At 65.2% G+C, this 16,596-nt stretch carries 13 protein-coding genes; 9 read left to right on the top strand and 4 right to left on the bottom strand.

The window, feature by feature from the left end; all coding sequences use genetic code 11:
* Genes ACOOGH_RS09155 through ACOOGH_RS09140 form a run of 4 tightly spaced genes read right to left on the bottom strand, consistent with a single transcriptional unit; the run spans position 1 to position 2,844 of the window.
* Positions 1 to 1,704: a VirB4 family type IV secretion system protein gene (locus ACOOGH_RS09155; RefSeq protein WP_420448617.1), complete on the bottom strand. Its 1,704-nt coding sequence runs from the start codon at positions 1,702 to 1,704 to the stop codon at positions 1 to 3.
* A complete protein-coding gene (locus ACOOGH_RS09150; RefSeq protein ID WP_420448616.1) occupies positions 1,701 to 2,006 on the bottom strand; it encodes a VirB3 family type IV secretion system protein in 306 nt (101 codons plus the stop codon). Before ACOOGH_RS09150 ends, ACOOGH_RS09155 begins: the two co-directional genes overlap by 4 nt.
* Complete coding sequence (locus ACOOGH_RS09145; RefSeq protein WP_420448615.1) at positions 2,006 to 2,293, bottom strand: TrbC/VirB2 family protein; 288 nt, start codon at positions 2,291 to 2,293, stop codon at positions 2,006 to 2,008. The genes ACOOGH_RS09150 and ACOOGH_RS09145 overlap by 1 nt, the downstream gene beginning before the upstream one ends.
* The gene (locus ACOOGH_RS09140) at positions 2,290 to 2,844 is read right to left on the bottom strand and encodes a helix-turn-helix transcriptional regulator (RefSeq protein WP_420448614.1); all 555 of its coding nucleotides are present in this window, start codon (positions 2,842 to 2,844) and stop codon (positions 2,290 to 2,292) included. Before ACOOGH_RS09140 ends, ACOOGH_RS09145 begins: the two co-directional genes overlap by 4 nt.
* Before the next feature lie 358 nt (positions 2,845 to 3,202).
* Between ACOOGH_RS09140 and ACOOGH_RS09135 the strand changes: the two genes are divergently transcribed.
* The 9 genes from ACOOGH_RS09135 to ACOOGH_RS09095 all read left to right on the top strand — a co-directional run bounded on the left by ACOOGH_RS09135 (position 3,203) and on the right by ACOOGH_RS09095 (position 15,800).
* Entirely contained in the window at positions 3,203 to 3,928 is a 726-nt protein-coding gene (locus ACOOGH_RS09135) for a S24 family peptidase (RefSeq protein ID WP_420448613.1), read from the top strand.
* A 115-nt stretch (positions 3,929 to 4,043) separates the two neighbouring features.
* Positions 4,044 to 4,766, top strand: coding sequence for a DUF6088 family protein (locus tag ACOOGH_RS09130; RefSeq protein ID WP_420448612.1), 723 nt, complete (start codon positions 4,044 to 4,046; stop codon positions 4,764 to 4,766).
* 47 nt (positions 4,767 to 4,813) lie between these two features.
* Positions 4,814 to 5,083, top strand: coding sequence for a nucleotidyl transferase AbiEii/AbiGii toxin family protein (locus ACOOGH_RS09125; protein WP_420448611.1), 270 nt, complete (start codon positions 4,814 to 4,816; stop codon positions 5,081 to 5,083).
* Positions 5,084 to 5,411: 328 nt separating this feature from the next.
* On the top strand, positions 5,412 to 5,585 hold the full coding sequence (locus ACOOGH_RS09120; protein ID WP_420448610.1) for a hypothetical protein: 174 nt from the start codon (positions 5,412 to 5,414) through the stop codon (positions 5,583 to 5,585).
* 512 nt (positions 5,586 to 6,097) lie between these two features.
* Positions 6,098 to 8,572 (top strand): hypothetical protein, encoded by a 2,475-nt coding sequence (locus tag ACOOGH_RS09115; protein WP_420448609.1) that lies wholly within the window; start codon positions 6,098 to 6,100, stop codon positions 8,570 to 8,572.
* A 250-nt stretch (positions 8,573 to 8,822) separates the two neighbouring features.
* A complete protein-coding gene (locus tag ACOOGH_RS09110; protein ID WP_420448608.1) occupies positions 8,823 to 10,733 on the top strand; it encodes a hypothetical protein in 1,911 nt (636 codons plus the stop codon).
* A 36-nt stretch (positions 10,734 to 10,769) separates the two neighbouring features.
* The gene (locus ACOOGH_RS09105) at positions 10,770 to 12,737 is read left to right on the top strand and encodes an Ig-like domain-containing protein (protein ID WP_420448607.1); all 1,968 of its coding nucleotides are present in this window, start codon (positions 10,770 to 10,772) and stop codon (positions 12,735 to 12,737) included.
* Positions 12,734 to 14,842 carry an Ig-like domain-containing protein gene (locus ACOOGH_RS09100; protein ID WP_420448606.1) on the top strand — a complete coding sequence of 703 codons (2,109 nt, stop codon included), beginning with the start codon at positions 12,734 to 12,736 and terminating at the stop codon, positions 14,840 to 14,842. Before ACOOGH_RS09105 ends, ACOOGH_RS09100 begins: the two co-directional genes overlap by 4 nt.
* A gap of 406 nt (positions 14,843 to 15,248) precedes the next feature.
* Entirely contained in the window at positions 15,249 to 15,800 is a 552-nt protein-coding gene (locus ACOOGH_RS09095) for a helix-turn-helix transcriptional regulator (RefSeq protein WP_420448605.1), read from the top strand.
* The last annotated feature ends 796 nt before the right edge of the window (positions 15,801 to 16,596 follow it).

Raw genomic sequence — 16,596 nt, 5'->3', positions numbered from 1 at the left:
TCACGTCCTCTCCGTTGGTGGGGTGGGATGGGTGAGGCCCGCGAGCGCTTCGAGCCCTCGGACCAGGCCGTGTCTCGCCACGGCCTCGGCGCGCTTCTCGGCGTCCAGCGGCGAGGAGGTGTAGAGCCAGTAGCTCTCGGGATCGACTTCGAGACGGAGCACCGCCGCATCGGACGGGCGGCGCAGATACAGTTCGCGCTTCGGGGTCAGCTCCCGGATCCGGGCGACTTCCGACTCGTTCAGCCGAAACAGGGCTCCGGCCTCGGCCGGCAGCTCCGGGTTGGCGAGGAACAGCTTGGTGGGGATCGACTCGAGGAGCGCCGAAGCGCCCGGCGTCCCTGTCACGTCCACGGCGGACTGCGTGGCGAGCACGAGCGCGGCGTTCTTCTTGCGCCACGTCTTGGCCGCCTCGGCCAGGTAGTTCAGCACGGCGCGGTCCTGCATGTACCGCCACGCCTCGTCGACGACCATCAGCTTGAGACGAGATGTCTCGGTCGGGTCCTCGATCTCGAGGCGCATGCGCTCAAGCAGGTACGACAGCGCCGCCTCGCACAGGTCGGCGTGTTCCGCCGCGCCCGCTAGGTCGATCACCTGCCAGTCGCGGAACTCGATGTCCGCCCCGTCCGACGGCGCGTTGTCGAAGAACGCACCCCAGGCACCGCCCTCGGTCCAGCGGCTCAGCGCGGGCCACATTGCGACCGGGAGCGAACCGGCCAGCACGCTCAGCGTCCGGCGCTCAGGCCCGAGCGCGTAGAGGTCCTCAATCCGCGCGCGGATCTCGCTCGTGTCCCCCCCGTCGGCCTCGTACCCTCCGAGCTTCAGGAGCCGAAGCACCCAGCCGGTGAGGAACTGGAACGTCCTCGTGGTCGGGGGCAGAGCGAAGGGCTGTAGCCGAAGCGTCGGTTCGGTCTCACCGGGCGCGAGTTCGAGAAGGTTCGCGTGCGCCTGCCCCGGCGGCGACAGAAGCGAGTAGAGGATCACCGGCTCGCCGTCGAGCCTCAGGTGGGAGCGCTCCGCCTCCAGCTCCGACAGCGCGAGCCGCCAGTTCATGCCGCTGCCCGTCGCACCGTCCCAGTAGGTGCCGGGCTTGTTCGTCAACTCGGAAAGGAGCCCGGACGCCTCGTGCGCTCCGAGCAGCTCGACCGGCGTGTGTTCGGCAACGAGCGAGCGGCCCGCGTCGATCATCGCCCGGAAGCGGTCAGTGGCCGACTCGATCTCCGAGGCGAGGTAGGTCGCCCCCATCTTGCCGCCGCGCTTCCGCAATCGCTTGAGCCGCGATAGCGGTCCCGACCCGGAACTCCCGCCGACCGGACGGAGGCCCGGGTTGTGCGTCCATACCACAAAGGCGTCGAGCCGCTGGACGCGCCCGGCGAGGAACGCGCTTCGCTTGCGCCCCGAGACGGACGCGATGTCCGAACCGCTCGTCTCCGGATCCTCGGCATGGGTGGGACGCCGGAGCAGGTGGAACTGGAGCCGCGTGTCGGGACCGAGGCCCGAGAGCAACCTCTGCCAGAGTCCCAGCACGCGGTCGATCTGCTCCGGCGTGCGGCCGTCCACCACGGCGGGCCGGATCCGGCCCGCCGCGATCAGCTCGCCCGCACGGGTCAGGCAAGTGCAGCCATCATCGAGCCAGCCCCAGTAGGGCAGTTCCTCGGCCAGCGAGCCCGCCGCCTCGTAGGCCCGGAGTTCGTCGGCGACCCTCACCGGGAACCCCCGCGGACCAAGATGTGCCACGGCTCGTCCGCCCATTTGCCCGGATCGTACCGGGCCGGGTAGCGCGCTGCCGACCGGAGCACCGCCAGCATCGCCGGGTCGCTGCGGCCCGCGAGCCAACCCGCGCCGTAGCAACCCGCGAACACCGCGCCGCCCGCCACCAGCGATGCCGTCGCATTCCACACCGCGACGGAGAGCGTCGCGCCCAGCAGGAACAGCCGCCGCTCGACGCCCAGCACCGTCAGCGGACGGTTCAGCGCCGCGTAGCCCGGCCAGCGCCTGAGGCCCCGCATCAGAAGAGCCAGTCCAGGAAGTTCACCGCGCCCACGGCCATCCCGATCCCGAAGATGATCCCGGCCAGCGTGCGCTTGCTGCCCCCCTCGCCGAACGCGAACATCAGCCCGCCCACCACGATCGCGATCAGCGACAGGCCGCGTGCGATCGGTCCCGTGAACTGCGTCTGAAGCTCGGTCACCGCATCCACCCACGGGCTCGTGCCCTGCGCCCACAGGCGGGCGGGCATAAGCAGCCACAGCGCGGCCCACGCGGCCGCTCCCATCTTCGTCGGTATCGTCCTCATCGCCTGTTTTCCTCTCCCTGAAGGGTCATTGGGACGACGGACCTTCCACCGCCCCGTGTCTCGGCAATTCGATTGTGGACCCACGCGTCGAACTCCGACCTGATCCAGCCGACCACGCGCGGACCCAGGTGGATCGGCGGGGGAAAGCGACCCACCTCCACCCAGCCGTAGATCGTCGACCGCGCCACGCCCAGCCGGGCTGCGATCTCGGATGCCCGGATGAATCGGATCGACTCGTCGGTTCTCCTCTTGCTCGGCCTATCGGCCATCGCTCCACCCCCTCTCGTTCGTCCCGCGGCTGCTTTCGGCCAGCGGCGCCGCTGGCGGGGGCGGTGGGGTGGAGTGCGCGCCACGTCCGAGTCCGCGTCGTAGCCGTCGATGAACGCCAGAACCCGGTCCGCCATCCGCAGCGACAGCGAGCGCCCCTCTGCGATCTGGCGCATCAGATTCGGGTCGCCCACGGCCCTCATGCCGAACGTGGTCGGCGACATGCCCGTGCTCTTGAGAAACGCGGCGATGCGCGCGTTGAAATACCGCTCCAACGTCTCCATGGCCGTACTGCTCTTGCGTCTTCATGGCGAAAACGGTGAAAAGATTCTCGCAAGTCGCGCAACAGCTAGGAGATCACCCAAATGTCGATAACGTCGAGGATGTCCAATACCGTCGGGTTGGCACTGGACGCCGCCGCCAGTGGGGCGGTGAAGCACCCCCGCGCACGCTTGCGGACAGTCACTCCCGAAACGATCTGAAAGTGGACTGGGCGGTAGGCGCGGAAACGGCGGACTTGGCGTCGCCGGCCAGCGAGTGGCAGGCCACATATCCGGACGTGGAGGGCGATGCCGGACCGTTCGGTCGATGGCTCCCTCTCCGGCTTGCGAAACCGGCCGGAATCGGGACTACTTCAGCCCCATGGGACGCAAGAAGAAAAGACCCGCCGCGCGGCTCGATCCGGTGCGCAAGCGGCTGCTCCGGCTGCTGGAGGCGAAGGGCTCGAACCTGCTCACCGCCTCGGTCGCCATGGGCCGCAACGACGCCTACCTGCAGCAGTTCATCTACCGGGGCACGCCGAAGGTCCTCGCCGAGGACGACCGTGAGATTCTGGCCGAGCATCTGGGCTGCCGGCCCGAGCTACTCAAGCACGGTCGGAGTTTCCGGCTTTCGACGAACGCCACGCGGCCTTCGCCGCCCGACGACGCCTACGCCGCGCCGGTCGGCTACAGCGCCGTGCCGGAGGCGGACCTCAGAGAGGAGCCGGACGCGGAGGAACCCTTGAACGGCGAGCTGCGGGTGACCGGAGATGCGTGGATGTTCGCCGATTCGTTCATCCGCCACCGGCTCCGCGCCGATCCCGGCGACCTGTGGATGGTCGAGGTGGACGGGGACTCGATGGAACCGCTGCTCTCAAGCGGTGACCACATCATGATCGACGTGAGCCGGACGGTGCCCGCACCGCCGGGGATCTTCGTGATCTGGGACGGCATCGCGCTCGTCGCAAAGCGGATCGAGCACGTGCCGCACTCCGAGCCGCCGCGCGTGGTGCTGAAGTCCCTCAACCCCGAATACGACAGCTACGAGCGGCCCGCCGAGGAGATCCGCGTCGTCGGACGGGCGGTCTGGTGCTCCAGGAAGCTGTGAGCGACGCTGGGATAGCGGCCCTGTTCTCTCTGCCAAGCGGCCAAGTCTTCGGCGACGCCATGAAGCGGGCCGGTCATCTCGGCATTGTGGGAGACGGAAGAACCGTTAGGCACGCGTGGGTGCCACGTCAACGGAAGTTTGCGGTCAGGACACGGCTCCGGGGCGCACTCCTGAGGGGGACGGTTGGCAGTCGCCCCTCCGCGACCTCACCTCATATTGGTTGGATCGACCGACTTGCGATGGAGCACAGGCACGCGATGAACAGTGCTGTCCGAAGAGAATTATTGAGTCCGCAGAGGCCAAGCCGGAGGCCACCCCGATACAGGCGGACGACCTCCTGCACCTCGGCGACCGCGCTGCGGTGGTCCGGTCGCTATCCCGCCTCGTGCATTCGGAGCGGCTCCTGCGGATCTGCCGTGGCGTCTACATGCGTCCGATTCAAACCAGATTCGGCCTCAGGGCGCCGCGTCTGGAGAAGGCGCTTGCTTCCCTTTCGGCGCTCTGGGCGAGATCATTCGCAGCCAACTGGCTTGGGCTGACAACGCAGAACACCGTGCGATCGATCTATCTCACCTCCGGTCCCGACCGCCTCCTGCATTTCGGGGGTCACCGGGTGGAGTTGCGTCACGCCCCGGCGTGGCAATTGACAGCGCCGCATCGGCCCGCCGGCGTGGCCATACGCGCGCTGGCGTGGCTCGGCCCCGACGAGGTCGAGAGGAGCCTCGATGCCGTGTTTCCGCAGCTCAGCGGGGAGGCCGTGAGCGATCTCGCGGCCGCGCGGGACGTAATGCCCGGGTGGATGGCGGAGCCGCTGAACAGACGGCTCGTGCATGGCTGAAACCCGGTTTCAGCGCCTCTCGGCGATCGAACGGCGAGACGCCTTGGATGTTGCGGCGCGGCGGCGAAGACAGGAGGACCTTCCTGCTCGAGAAGGACACTTGGATCGTCGCAACCCTCGGTATTCTGTTCGAGGCACCGTTCGGACGACACCTCGTGTTCAAGGGCGGGATGTCGCTCTCCAAGGTGTGGCGCGCGATCCGCCGGTTCTCCGAGGACACCGATATCACCTACGACATTCGCGGCTTCGCTCCCGATCTCGTTGCGGGCGGCAACGAGGAGGTGCTACCGCCCACACGCGGCCAGGAGAGGCACTAGACCCGGGTAATTCGGCCGCGCCTCGCCGACTGGGTGCGCGACACCGCCAGCCCGCTCGTCCGGAAAGAGCTTGCGCCCGCCGGGTTCCCGGCGCGGGTACGGGCGGAGGCCGAGCGGCTCTACATCGGCTACGAACCGCTTTTCGAGCCACGCGGCATCGTGAGGCCGGAGGTCCAAGTGGACTCTTGGCGCGCGCTCCACGGGAGAGCCTCACGTTGTTCATCGCGTGGTGTGTGACGCCGCCGCCACCTCCCCGGCCGCGCGTTTCCGGAAGCGCTGCCTGCGGCCATGCTGGCCGAGCGCACGTTCTGGGAGAAGGCGGACCTCAATGCACGTCTACTGCCTCCAGGGACGCGTCCGGGGCGAGCGATGGTCGAGGCACTGGCACGACCTCGTCCGGCTTGACGACGCCGGAATCGCGGCACGGGCTCTGGCGGACCGCGGACTCGCGCTGTCCGTCGCACGCTACAAGGCGACTTTCTTCCGCCGAGAACAGACCTGACCTCGGCGAGGCCGGGTGTCAGGTGATTGCCGTACTTGTACACTTCCTGCTCGGACAAGAACCTTACTTGTCTTGGGTGACGAGCGATACTACTTTATGCGCGAGACCGAGATTTTTGCGTCGTCGCCCGCAAGGGTTTCATGCTGTGAGGAGGAGTTGATGAAACGAGGGTCGCAAGTGACGCATGGAAGACACAACGAACTGGCTTGGCCAACCGCACCCGAAGATCGGTTTCGGATGGTCGCCGGTCGGCGCGGGAGAGGCCCGCATGCTGTAGCACCTAAAACGGGGCAAAATGCCTTGGGAGGGGTTGAATGAAGAAGGTTACGAAAGGGTTCTTGGCAACAGGGCTTGCAGCCGTTGTCATCGGCGCCTGCGGCGACACCATAGAGGTGGTCACGCCGCCGGTTGAGCCGCCGGTAATTCCGCCAATCACAATTCCACCTCCGCCACCTCCGCCACCTCCGCCACCTCCGCCACCTCCGCCACCTCCGGTGGCGAACCGGGCACCCGTGGCGGTCGGCACGATCCCGGCGCACACCGTTGATATCGGTGGCACCGCCGCTGTGCCTGCGGCCGGCTACTTCAGCGACCCAGACGGCGACGCGCTGACGTACAGCGCTTCTTCGTCCAGCGACGCCGTGGCCACGGTGAACATCGAGGGCTCGACCGCGACGGTGACCGGTGTCGCCCGGGGAAGTGCGGTTGTCACGATCACGGCAGCCGATCCGGACGGCCTGCAGGCGAACCAGGGCTTCAACGTCGAAGTCGGCCAGGACGCCATCAAGGAAGCCACGGTCACGATCTTCGGCCTCCGGGCGGTCAGCAACCGGGATTCGTTGGTAGCTGCGACCGACGTGAAGGGTACAATCTCCGTCCTGCTCGACGTGCAGTCCAACGACGAGACGGTGACCGCGGTAGCCCTGACGTTGGACGATGCGGTCATTTCCTGCCGCGGCACATCGAGCGACCAAGCTGCCGGCCTAGCCGACTCGGGCGGCGGCCAGATCGAGATCGAATGTCTCCTCCCCACGGCAAAAAAGCAGGGCACGTGCGAGGGGTACCCGCTCGAACCGATGTACATGAACGGCGACCGCGTCCTCGGTGCCCGCATCACCACCGCCGAGGGAGCGACGAGAGAGACTCTCGCCACGCAGACCATAACGTTGAAGAACAGCAACTACATCGACCTCGCCTTCAGCCCCGGGAAGGCGTTCGTATTCAATACGGGAACGACTGCCGGAAACGTGACATGGTATGGCGGCCCCGGCCCGGCGGCGCCTGACAACCAGAACTCCTTCCATGCGTGTCCAGTCATCTTCGACGAAGATATCGTGGTCGGTCGTTTGACCGGCGGAGGGAGTGCCCAGGGAAGAAGTTCTGTCGATCTCAGCTTCTTGGCTCCGTCCGCAACCAACCCCATATCGACACAAGCCAGGCCGGTGGCCAGGTCGGCACCCCCTTACACTTGGGATATCAACCCCGACTGGAACCGGTACGTCGAGGGTCTCCCGGCCTTTGTGATCAACGGCGTTCTGGATCCCGACGGAAATGACATTCGCGATAAATTCGCGTCGGGCAATCTACCCTCGGCCAACTTGCCGAGAAGTCCCGAACACTTGCAGGGAATCGGCATCGACTTCAAGCCGCCACTGCCGGACGAGATTCGGGACAGGTTGAGCGGACGCAACACGACCCCTTCGAAAATCCACGTCGGGCGTTGGGACCGTAGAGACCAAAGCTACGACGACGAAGAGATCGAAGAGGGCATGCACTATTCCGACACCTTCGCGGGCGTATCCCAGCGGCTGGTCGTTACCGAAATGTGGGAACTCGGCTCAAGTTCAACTGCGGACTTCGTTCCCAACAATAGTGCGAACCACATTGGCTTGGTAGCCACTATTGCCGTCGGCGACTGTTCCGTACCGGCGAACAAGGATACGGGCAGGACCGGAACGGCCACGCCGTTCGTACCCATCGTCGAGAACGCCACCGGCATCGCCGATTTGCCCGAAGATGATGCTTCTACCGATGGCGTCGATCGGCATGGAGTGGCATGTTACGTTGCCGAGTTGCAGTCGATGACCGATCGCATGGGTAACGATGCGCGGCCATTCCTTGAGGCTTGGGGCATCCGGGTTCAAAGTTCTGCGGCGTTCGGCGTCGACCGCAGGGCTCCGGAAATCTCCGATGAACAGCCGGACAAGGCCGTAATTCTGAGAAACGACTCGGAAACGCCAATTTCGTTGCCGACGTTGACCTTCTCGACCAGCGATCCGAAACTCGAGTCGGGCGATCCCGGAAGCGGTGTCGTGGAGGACAGCATCCGGGTCTACACGGGCGCATGGTTGCCGACGTCGCGTCGGACTTGGGGTGGCTATCTGACTGCAAGCAATTCGGATCGCAGCGGACTAACCCCCGCTACCTACGGCGAGATGAACGCCACGGGAGATGTAACCATCTACCTCGACAGCTTGGCGGTGCACCGCCGCCATACGGTGAACGTCGCCGTTCCCGACAACGCTTCCCCGCCCAACTGGGCCACGACATCCTTCACCGTCACGATCGACAACACAGCACCAAGCTGGATGGTGGGTAACGGGACATCGGCGGGTATGGTTAATGCACGGGGCGCCGCTTCCGCGGTTCTGCGCGTCGTAGGAACGATTAGCGATGCGAATGAGATTGAGAGTGCCGTGCTAACGGTGCGGAGTGGCGGAGGGGGCAGCTGCGAGACGAACCTGACGGCGCTTCCGGATAGGGGCACCACCAAGCGTGTCAACGCCAACGGTTTCGACCTTGCCAACGGGTCGAACAAGATCGAGATCGACGAAGTTGTCACGATCACTCGTCCAAGCGCAGGAGGCGGCGAGCAGCTCTGCGTCACAATCGAGACGGAGGACGCGGCGGTTGACTCAAGCGGTCGCGGAGCCGGCAACGAAGCAGTGCTGTACGTTGCGGACGTTTTGTTTGAATGGGGTTCGTAATTCGCAGGTTCTGTATAGGGAAAAACGGAACTGTTTCGTTCCAGGTCTCTCTCAAGGCGATTGACCGGATTGAAGAGACTACAAGCCTAGGACCTTGAGAGGGACTTCGTGATGAAAAAGGCGGGCGGTGGTTCAGCTACCTTCTAGGCAATCCGTAGCTGGCCACCGCCCGCACCTGCGTAAGGAGCAACAGTAAAATAGGTTCCGCTTGGTTGAGTTCTGGCTTCTGGGTATGAGGAGCGTTACTTTGATGGATTGCGCAAAAGACCGAAACGAATACCTGGTGATCATCGCGCTGCTCATCGTTTCAGCAGTCGCCTGCGGAGATGACGCGGCGCCGGTGCCGATGGTGCCCGAGGCCCGCGCACCGCAGTCCATAGGAACGATCCCGAACCAGGTTGTTATGGTAGGGCGAACCATCACTTTGGACGTGTCCCCGTACTTCAGCGATCCGGATGGTGGCAGCCTCACGTACACGGCGGCCTCTTCCGCCGCAGGGATTATCTCGGTATCGCAGTCGGCTAGCGTGTTGACGCTCGTCGGAGTTGCACAAGGGTCGGCCACGATCACCGTGATGGCCTCCGACCCGGATCGCCTGACGGTTTCGCAGAGCTTCCAAACGGTGGTGGAGGCTGCGAATTTGCCACCGGTTGTGGTGACGGCGATTCCCACGCAGCAGATGAGGGCCGGTCAAGCGGAAACGGTGCAGATGGGCCCCTACTTCAGGGATCCGGACGGAGACGCACTGTCGTTCACGGCCTCGTCGGACCGTGAGAGGGTGGTCGTGGCAAGCGTTTCCGGCAGCAGGCTTGTTCTGGTGGCCGAGGGGGCGGGCACGGCGATGGTGACCGTGATGGCGGCGGACCCGGCCGCCCTGACGGCAACCCAGAGTGTGCGGGTCACCGTCCGGCCCCCTAACCAAGCGCCGGAGCCGCGGGGGACGATTGCGGCACTGAGCCTGTCGGTCAAGGATACGGTGATTCTGACGGTATCATCGTACTTTCGCGATCCGGATGGTGACGAGCTTTCCTATTCGGCAACCTCCGACGACGAGCAAGTGGCCACCGTGACCGTCTCCGGAAGCACCGCCACGCTGGTGGGTGTCGCGGAGGGCACGGCCACGCTGTCGGTGGCAGCGGCCGATCCGGACGGCTTCGCCGCAACGCAGAACACGCGAGTAACCGTTGCGGATCCGAACGTCGCCCCCCGGCCAATCGGCGCGATCCCCGCGCAGAACTTGCCGGCTGGGGATACAGCGACGCTCGTCTTGTCCAGCTACTTCGGCGACGCGAACGCAGACGAGCTTTCCTTCACGGCGAGCGTGAGCGACAAAAATGTGGCCACGGCGACCGTTACTGGGAGCCTCCTCACACTAGTGGGCGTGCGGGCTGGGAGTACGACGCTGACCGTGACGGCCGCCGATCCGGAGGGCCTGACGGCGACGCAGCGCGCGAACCTGACGGTGGAAGTGGTGAGCGGCGGCTTCCGCGACGATTTCGACTCCGTTTCGAGCTTGGCCGACTGGAATATCGTTCAAGCCAGCGCCAGCGTTTCGGACGGCGTCTTACGCCTTGGTGTGACTAATCCTTCCGTTCCGGCGTACGCGGCTCGCGAGCCGGCACTTCCGGTCACATCTTGGAAGATCCGGGCACGCTACGGGCGTACGGGGACAAGCGCTCCCTCAGTGGTCTGGTATACGGGGGATTCACGGTGGCCCGCGTTCCGCCTCGAGCTGGCCAACCACGTGTTTGGTTACGATTATGCCTTCGCCTTTTACGATGGCTTAAACCTGAACTGGTTGGCCGCCACCAACATGAGTGGATACTCCGATGCCGTTCGGACGGGCTCTGGCGAATTGACGGACGTTACGATCAGCTTCGAAGATGGAACACTGGTCATCGTGGCCGGCGAAACAGAGCTCGTAAGACATTCCGTATGGAGGCTCGAGGGTATGCAGGCGGCACTCGAGAGCATCACGGAGATATGGCTTGCCGGCTTTCGTACAGGTAGTGCCCTGTTCGATTACTTCGAGCTGTCCGGCCTATCCGGTGCGGCCGCAAGCGCGCATCCCTTGCCGGCGTCAGTTCGCAGTGAAACAAGCTTCCTCACGTCGCGCTGGGGCGACCTGAAAGTGTTTGACGGACCGAAGTCGAGCCGATAGGCATCGGACGGATCCACGTTAGTGTGTGCAGGAGTGATGAGCATATTGTCTTACAGAAGGGCTAAAATGTTGAGACTCAGAGCATCGGACTTAAGCCGTTACCTGTTCGTTGTCGCAGTTCTCGCTGGGGTCGCGTCGTGCGGCCAAGACGGGGGAAGCGGCCCTGCGCCGCCGCCACCTTCCGCACCGGTGGCGGTTGGCTCGATGCCCGCCTTGGTGATGACCGTCGGAGAAACCGTGACGGTGGATTTGGCTCCGTTCTTCAGCGATCCCGATGGAGGGATCCTCACCTTCGCTGCGGCATCGTCGGCTGCGGGTGTACTTTCCGTCTCGCTCGCCGGGAACATGATGACGGCGGCCGGGGTGGCGGCGGGGACGGCGACAGTGACGGTCACCGCGACCGATCCAGACGGGCTCACGGCGACGCAGAGCCGGGTGGCGACGGTCGAGCGGGCCAACGAGGCGCCGGAGGCCGTGGGGACGATTCCCGGACAGGCGATCGCCGTGGGCCAGACCGCGACCATCGATGTCGTTTCCTTCTTCAGCGACCCCGATGGTGACGAGCTGACGTACACTGCGGCATCGGCGGACGCCCGCGTGGTCGCCGCGAGCATGTCGGGAAGCAGCCTGACGGTGACCGCAGTGGCCGTGGGCACGGCGACGGTGACGGTGACCGCAGCAGACCCGGCCGGTCTTACCGCCGCGCAGAGCGCGGAGGTGACGGTCGAGGCGGCCAACCGGGCGCCGGAGGCCGTGGGCGCGATCCCGACCCGGACGATCTCAGCCGGTCATGCCGTGACGGTGGACGTATCCGCCTTCTTCACGGATCCGGACGGGGACGAGTTGAACTACGAGGCGGAGTCCAGCGCCGACTCCGTGATCACCGTCGGCGTATCGGGCAGCAGCCTGACGATCACGGCCTTGGCGGCGGGGACCGCGACCGTGACCGTGACGGCCACCGACCCGGGCGGCCTGAGCGCGACGCAGAGCGGCGGGTTGACGGTCGAGGCGGCCAACCGGGCGCCCCAGCCGGTGGGCGCGCTCCCCCCGCAGAGGATCACGGCGGGTCAGGCGGTCGACCTGGACGTGTCGATCTTTTTCACCGATCCAGACGGCGACGAGCTGACGTACGGGGTGGAATCAAGCGACGCGGGCGTGGTCTCGGTCGTCCTGTCAGGCAGCACCCTGACGCTGACGGCGGCTGCTGCCGGAACGGCGACGGTGACGTTGACGGCGACGGATCCGAGCGGCCTGTCGGCGACTCAGAGCGTCGGGGTCACAGTGGCGGTCGGCGCCGGCGGATTCCGGGACGAATTCGATTCGGTCGCCAGCTTGGATGACTGGGAGGTCAGCAACGCCGACGCCGCCGTCACCGATGGTCTCCTGCGACTAACGCCAACCAGCGACGATATGATTGGAGTCGCGGAACGCTCGCTCGAACCGGCGCTGACGGAGTGGACGATCCGGGCCAGGCTGGGCCGCGCCACGAGCGACGGAACGGTTCGGGTGTACTGGCTCACGGGGGACGCCGACTACCCGGCTGTGGGTTTCAGCCTGGGACCCGCCGGAGAACACAATTACAGGTTCCTGTTTTTTGACGCGGCGGAGGGAAGCTGGTTCTTCGCCTCGAATCTGTCCGGTTACTCCGATGCCGTTAACGACGAGCCGGGTGAGTTCACCGACTTCACGATCGGACGTGATGGCGGACAGGTGTTCATGGCGGCCGGGGAGATCGAAATCCTCCGGTTTACGCCGACCTTGTCATTTCTTCCTGCCCTGCGGACAATTACTGATATCTGGTTGGTGGGACCGGAGAGCCGCTCCGCCGTCCACTTCGACTGGGTGCATGTGACCGGCGCGGTGAGCAGCGCGGCGATGTCGAGTGCGACAAGAGCCGCCCGCGATCTCTTGGGACATGCCGCAAGAGCCGCCCGCGATCTCTTGGGACATGCCGCTGACGCGACCGAGCGTCGCTTGGACGGCGTCGGCAGCAACAAGCAGTGAACCGCAAGAGCCCGCCCCGCCGGAGCGGCGACCATCCGAGCGGCGGGAAATCTGTGGCGCGAAGGTGCGCACGCGGATTCGAGACGGCGGCAGTCTGGATCGCCGCCGCATGGGCCGCAGCCTGCGGTGACGGGCACCAGGTGACGGACCCGGCCACTCGGCCGAACCGGGGGCCACAGGCGGTGGGCACGATCCCCGCCGTGACGGTGTCCGTCGGCGAGTCGGCCATTGTCGATGTCTCTGCCTACTTCAGCGACCCGGACGGGGACGCCCTTGCCTACACGGCGAATTCATCGAACGACGCGGCCGCAAGCGCCTCGGTGTCGGGCGCTTCGGTCGTGGTCACCGCACACGCGAGAGGCATTGTGACGGTCACTGTGATGGCCAGCGATTCACGTGGTCTGATCGCGCAGCAGAGATTTCAGGCGACCGTGCCGAACCGGGGACCGGAAGCGGCGGACGAGATTCCGGCGCAGACCTTGTTCGCGGGACAGGCCGCTACGGTGGATGCGTCCGCTTGGTTCAGCGACCCCGACGGCGACGCGCTGCGCTACAGCGCCACGTCGTCGAGAACCGACGTTGCGGCGGTTGCGGTATCGGAAGCGGAGATCGCCATCCGGGGTCTGGCCCCGGGGGTCGCGATGGTCACGGTGCGCGCGAGTGATGTGGATGGCGCGAGCGTCGAGCGGATGTTTGAGGTTACCGTGCCGAATCGGGCCCCGGAGCCGATGGGGACGATCCAGCCGCTGACGTTGGCTGTGGGCGACACGGCGACGGTGGACGTGTCCGCCTTTTTCACGGACCCGGACGGAGAGAGCCTGTCCTTTACGGCAGCGTCGTCGAACGCCGCGGTTGCCGATGTCTCGGCGGCGGGAGATTCCGTCACGGTGACCGCGGTTACAAGGGGGCTCGTGACGGTGACCGTCACGGCTCGCGATCCGCAAAGCGAGGTGGCGCAGCAGAGTTTCCAAGTGACCGTGCCCAACCGGGTGCCGGAGGTGGTTGGAACGATCCCGTCACGGACGCTTTCCGTCGGCGAGACGGCGGTGGTGGATGTCTCCGCACACTTCACGGATGCCGACGGCGACGCGCTTTCCTACTCGGCGGCTTCGTCGAACGGCGGCGTGGCAGCGGCCTCCGCGTCCGGCAGCGTCGTGACCTTACGGGCGGTCGCGCCGGGCGACGCCACCGTGACGATCAAGGCCAGCGACCCCGGTGGCCTGAGCGTCTCCTTCACGCTCGGCGTGAGCGTCGTAGGCGCCCTTTCCGGCTTCCAGATCGAACTCGTGTTCGCAACTTCGCTGACCGAGGCTCAGGAAGCGGCCTTTCGTGCCGCGGCTGAGCGCTGGATGACGATCCTCGCGCCGACGGATCTCCCGGACGTTGCGCCGAACCGGACCCTGGGTTGCCGCGGCGATCCGAGATTCGCACGCGACGTCGAGATGATCGACGACCTGATGATCGTGGCGGTTGTTGAAGAAATCGATGGTTCACACGGGACGCTGGCGCGAGCCGGCCCCTGCCGGGTGCGCGACGGGAGCCTGCTGCCGTTCTATGGCAGCATGACGTTTGACGCCGCCGACCTCGAGCGGATTGAGCGCCGCGGCAAGCTGGAGGACCTCATCCTGCACGAAATGGGACATGTGTTGGGCATCGGAGTCCTCTGGGGGCCTCTCGGACTGCTCCGGAACCCCGCCTCCGAAAGCGAGGAGCCCGACACCCACTTCACGGGCCCGCTGGCCGTCGAAGCATTCGACGAAGCCGGCGGCGGAAATTATGTTGGCGCCAAGGTGCCCGTCGAGAACCGCCACGGCCCGGGGACGTGGAATGGCCACTGGCGTCAAGCCGTGCTGGTAACCGAACTCATGACCGGATTTGCGAATCCCGGCCCGGAACCATTGAGCGCAATCACCGTTCAGTCGTTGGCGGACCTCGGCTACTTGGTCGATCTTGCGGCGGTCGATCCCTACGGGCTTCCCGATGCGGACGCAGCTCGCGCGGTCGAGGACGGCGAGCGGATCCCGTATGGAGACGACATCCGGAGAGGCCCCATCGTTGTGGTCGACGATGCGGGGCGGATCGTCCGAGTCATCCAACGCCAATAGTTAGGGAGTGTGCTGATTTCTGTGTAAATGGCCATGGAGTAGACGCCGGAAGCGGAGGGAGACCATGGCGAGGAAGAGGGATGCAACCGAGCGGGAGGCCCGCAGTTCGTCAGGAAGGGCCAGCGTAGGCTGGGCGGGTTCGACGAGAAGATGATCGCGCTGTACGCGCGGGGCATCCTTATGAATGCGAGGGCCATTTGCGCAGAGAATCTGACAGTCCCGTTGATCCTTCATCATGGGCGTAATACTTGTTTCCGATGCCCATTACCCAGCCCGGGACATGTTCGATGCCGCTTTGACAGCCGGAGCGAGCTATGGTCTTCTAGCTTGCTCACGACATTCTTGCAAGGGATACTTGATGTCAACCTTGTGTGACAATCCAGATTGCCGTGCTTCGGTGCCGCTCGTGAACAAGGGTGTCGCGATAATCCATTTGGCGCTGGACAGGTCTATTGTGGCATCGAACGACTTGGCGTTGAAGCTCTTACGGGAGGGCGACGCCTTATTTGAAGACGACGGAGTGCTACGCGCCCGGCGTCCCGCCGATGATTCGCGGCTGTCTCAGCTCCTCCGGGCCGCTCTACCCGCGTTCGGCGATTTGGGGAAACCCGGGAGTATGGCTTTGAAGCGCCCGTCTCCGTCGCTCCCGCTGGGTCTTCTCGTTCGGCGCCTGAACAAGGAGCCGATCGCCACGATGGTTGCAGTTGCCGACCCTGAGCGCTCGATCGCCGTCGATTCGGATCTCTTGCACAGAGTCTTGAATTTGACTCGTTCCGAGGCGGAGATTGCCACGCTCTTGGCTGCCGGCGGAACCCCCCGGGGAATCGCCGAATACACGGGTCGTTCGTTGGAGACCGTGCGGTGGCATATCAAGAGGATGCAGAAGAAGTTGGGGATTCGGCGTCAAGTGGACCTTGTTAGGTGCGTGTTGTCCTTTGACGGTTTTTCCGAGACCTAGAACAGTCCGTGGCGAAACGCCGCCGCGCGGACTCCCTGCGCCTCGTCGCTGCTGTTGCTCTCCCCGGGGATGGTCCCCCTTTGGCGCTGCGGTGAGCCCTTGGGCAGGCATGAGCGCCAAGACCAAAGCCTTCTCCCGCGTCAAGATCGACGCTCTGCTGCGGGACGCGGGCTGGAGTCTGACGGATGGTTCGAGTGTTCTGAGATCTTGGTACCTCAGTGTTTACCCGGCATGCAAGGTTTCCCTGAAGTCGGCAAGTAAGATGTCCCACATTGGAGCCGCGGCCGTGGAGTGGCTGCGGCGTCGGTGGTTGGGACTGAGAGGGATGGCGAACGGTATGCTTGCGGTGGGATTTGCAACTGTTGAATCTCCCCGCGAAGGCGCGCAGTTCGACGCCGAGTTCACCGGCGCGCTCGATTGCGCCCTCCCTCATCGTCACGAAGAACGGATTGTCCTCGGTCTTGGTGATCAGGTCGACAACCGGCTCCACCTCGTCGGCCCCCGTGACGCATCCGGCAACGAGCGGCACGAGCAGTCCGAAGATCAATCGCGCCCCTCCGAGCAAGTCCTTCGTGGATTCCATGCGATTCTTACGGTTGGGGACAAACAGCGTCGGCGGCCCGGCCCTGGCCGCCCAGGAGGGCGAACAGCGTTCGGAACTGTCCGTCCGCAAGCACCATGAATCATGGCCCGGAAGTCGAGAATCGGGAAGCGCCGCGACTCGCGGACCGGCTCCCGGAGTTCGCACGGAGCACCGGGACGGGTCGATACCCACTCCCTCGCGGATACTGCTTGT

The organism is Candidatus Palauibacter sp. (assembly GCF_965213655.1).
Classification (GTDB): domain Bacteria; phylum Gemmatimonadota; class Gemmatimonadetes; order Palauibacterales; family Palauibacteraceae; genus Palauibacter.
Note: the sequence above shows the minus strand (reverse complement) of the source record. Positions and strands in the feature narration are given on the sequence as shown.

Coding starts and splice junctions, on each gene's coding strand:
- ACOOGH_RS09150 (WP_420448616.1), bottom strand. CDS start 2,006: ATGCGGGGCCTCAGGCGCTGGCCGGGCTACGCGGCGCTGAACCGTCCG.
- ACOOGH_RS09145 (WP_420448615.1), bottom strand. CDS start 2,293: ATGAGGACGATACCGACGAAGATGGGAGCGGCCGCGTGGGCCGCGCTG.
- ACOOGH_RS09140 (WP_420448614.1), bottom strand. CDS start 2,844: ATGGAGACGTTGGAGCGGTATTTCAACGCGCGCATCGCCGCGTTTCTC.
- ACOOGH_RS09135 (WP_420448613.1), top strand. CDS start 3,203: ATGGGACGCAAGAAGAAAAGACCCGCCGCGCGGCTCGATCCGGTGCGC.
- ACOOGH_RS09125 (WP_420448611.1), top strand. CDS start 4,814: ATGTTGCGGCGCGGCGGCGAAGACAGGAGGACCTTCCTGCTCGAGAAG.
- ACOOGH_RS09120 (WP_420448610.1), top strand. CDS start 5,412: ATGCACGTCTACTGCCTCCAGGGACGCGTCCGGGGCGAGCGATGGTCG.
- ACOOGH_RS09110 (WP_420448608.1), top strand. CDS start 8,823: ATGGATTGCGCAAAAGACCGAAACGAATACCTGGTGATCATCGCGCTG.
- ACOOGH_RS09105 (WP_420448607.1), top strand. CDS start 10,770: ATGAGCATATTGTCTTACAGAAGGGCTAAAATGTTGAGACTCAGAGCA.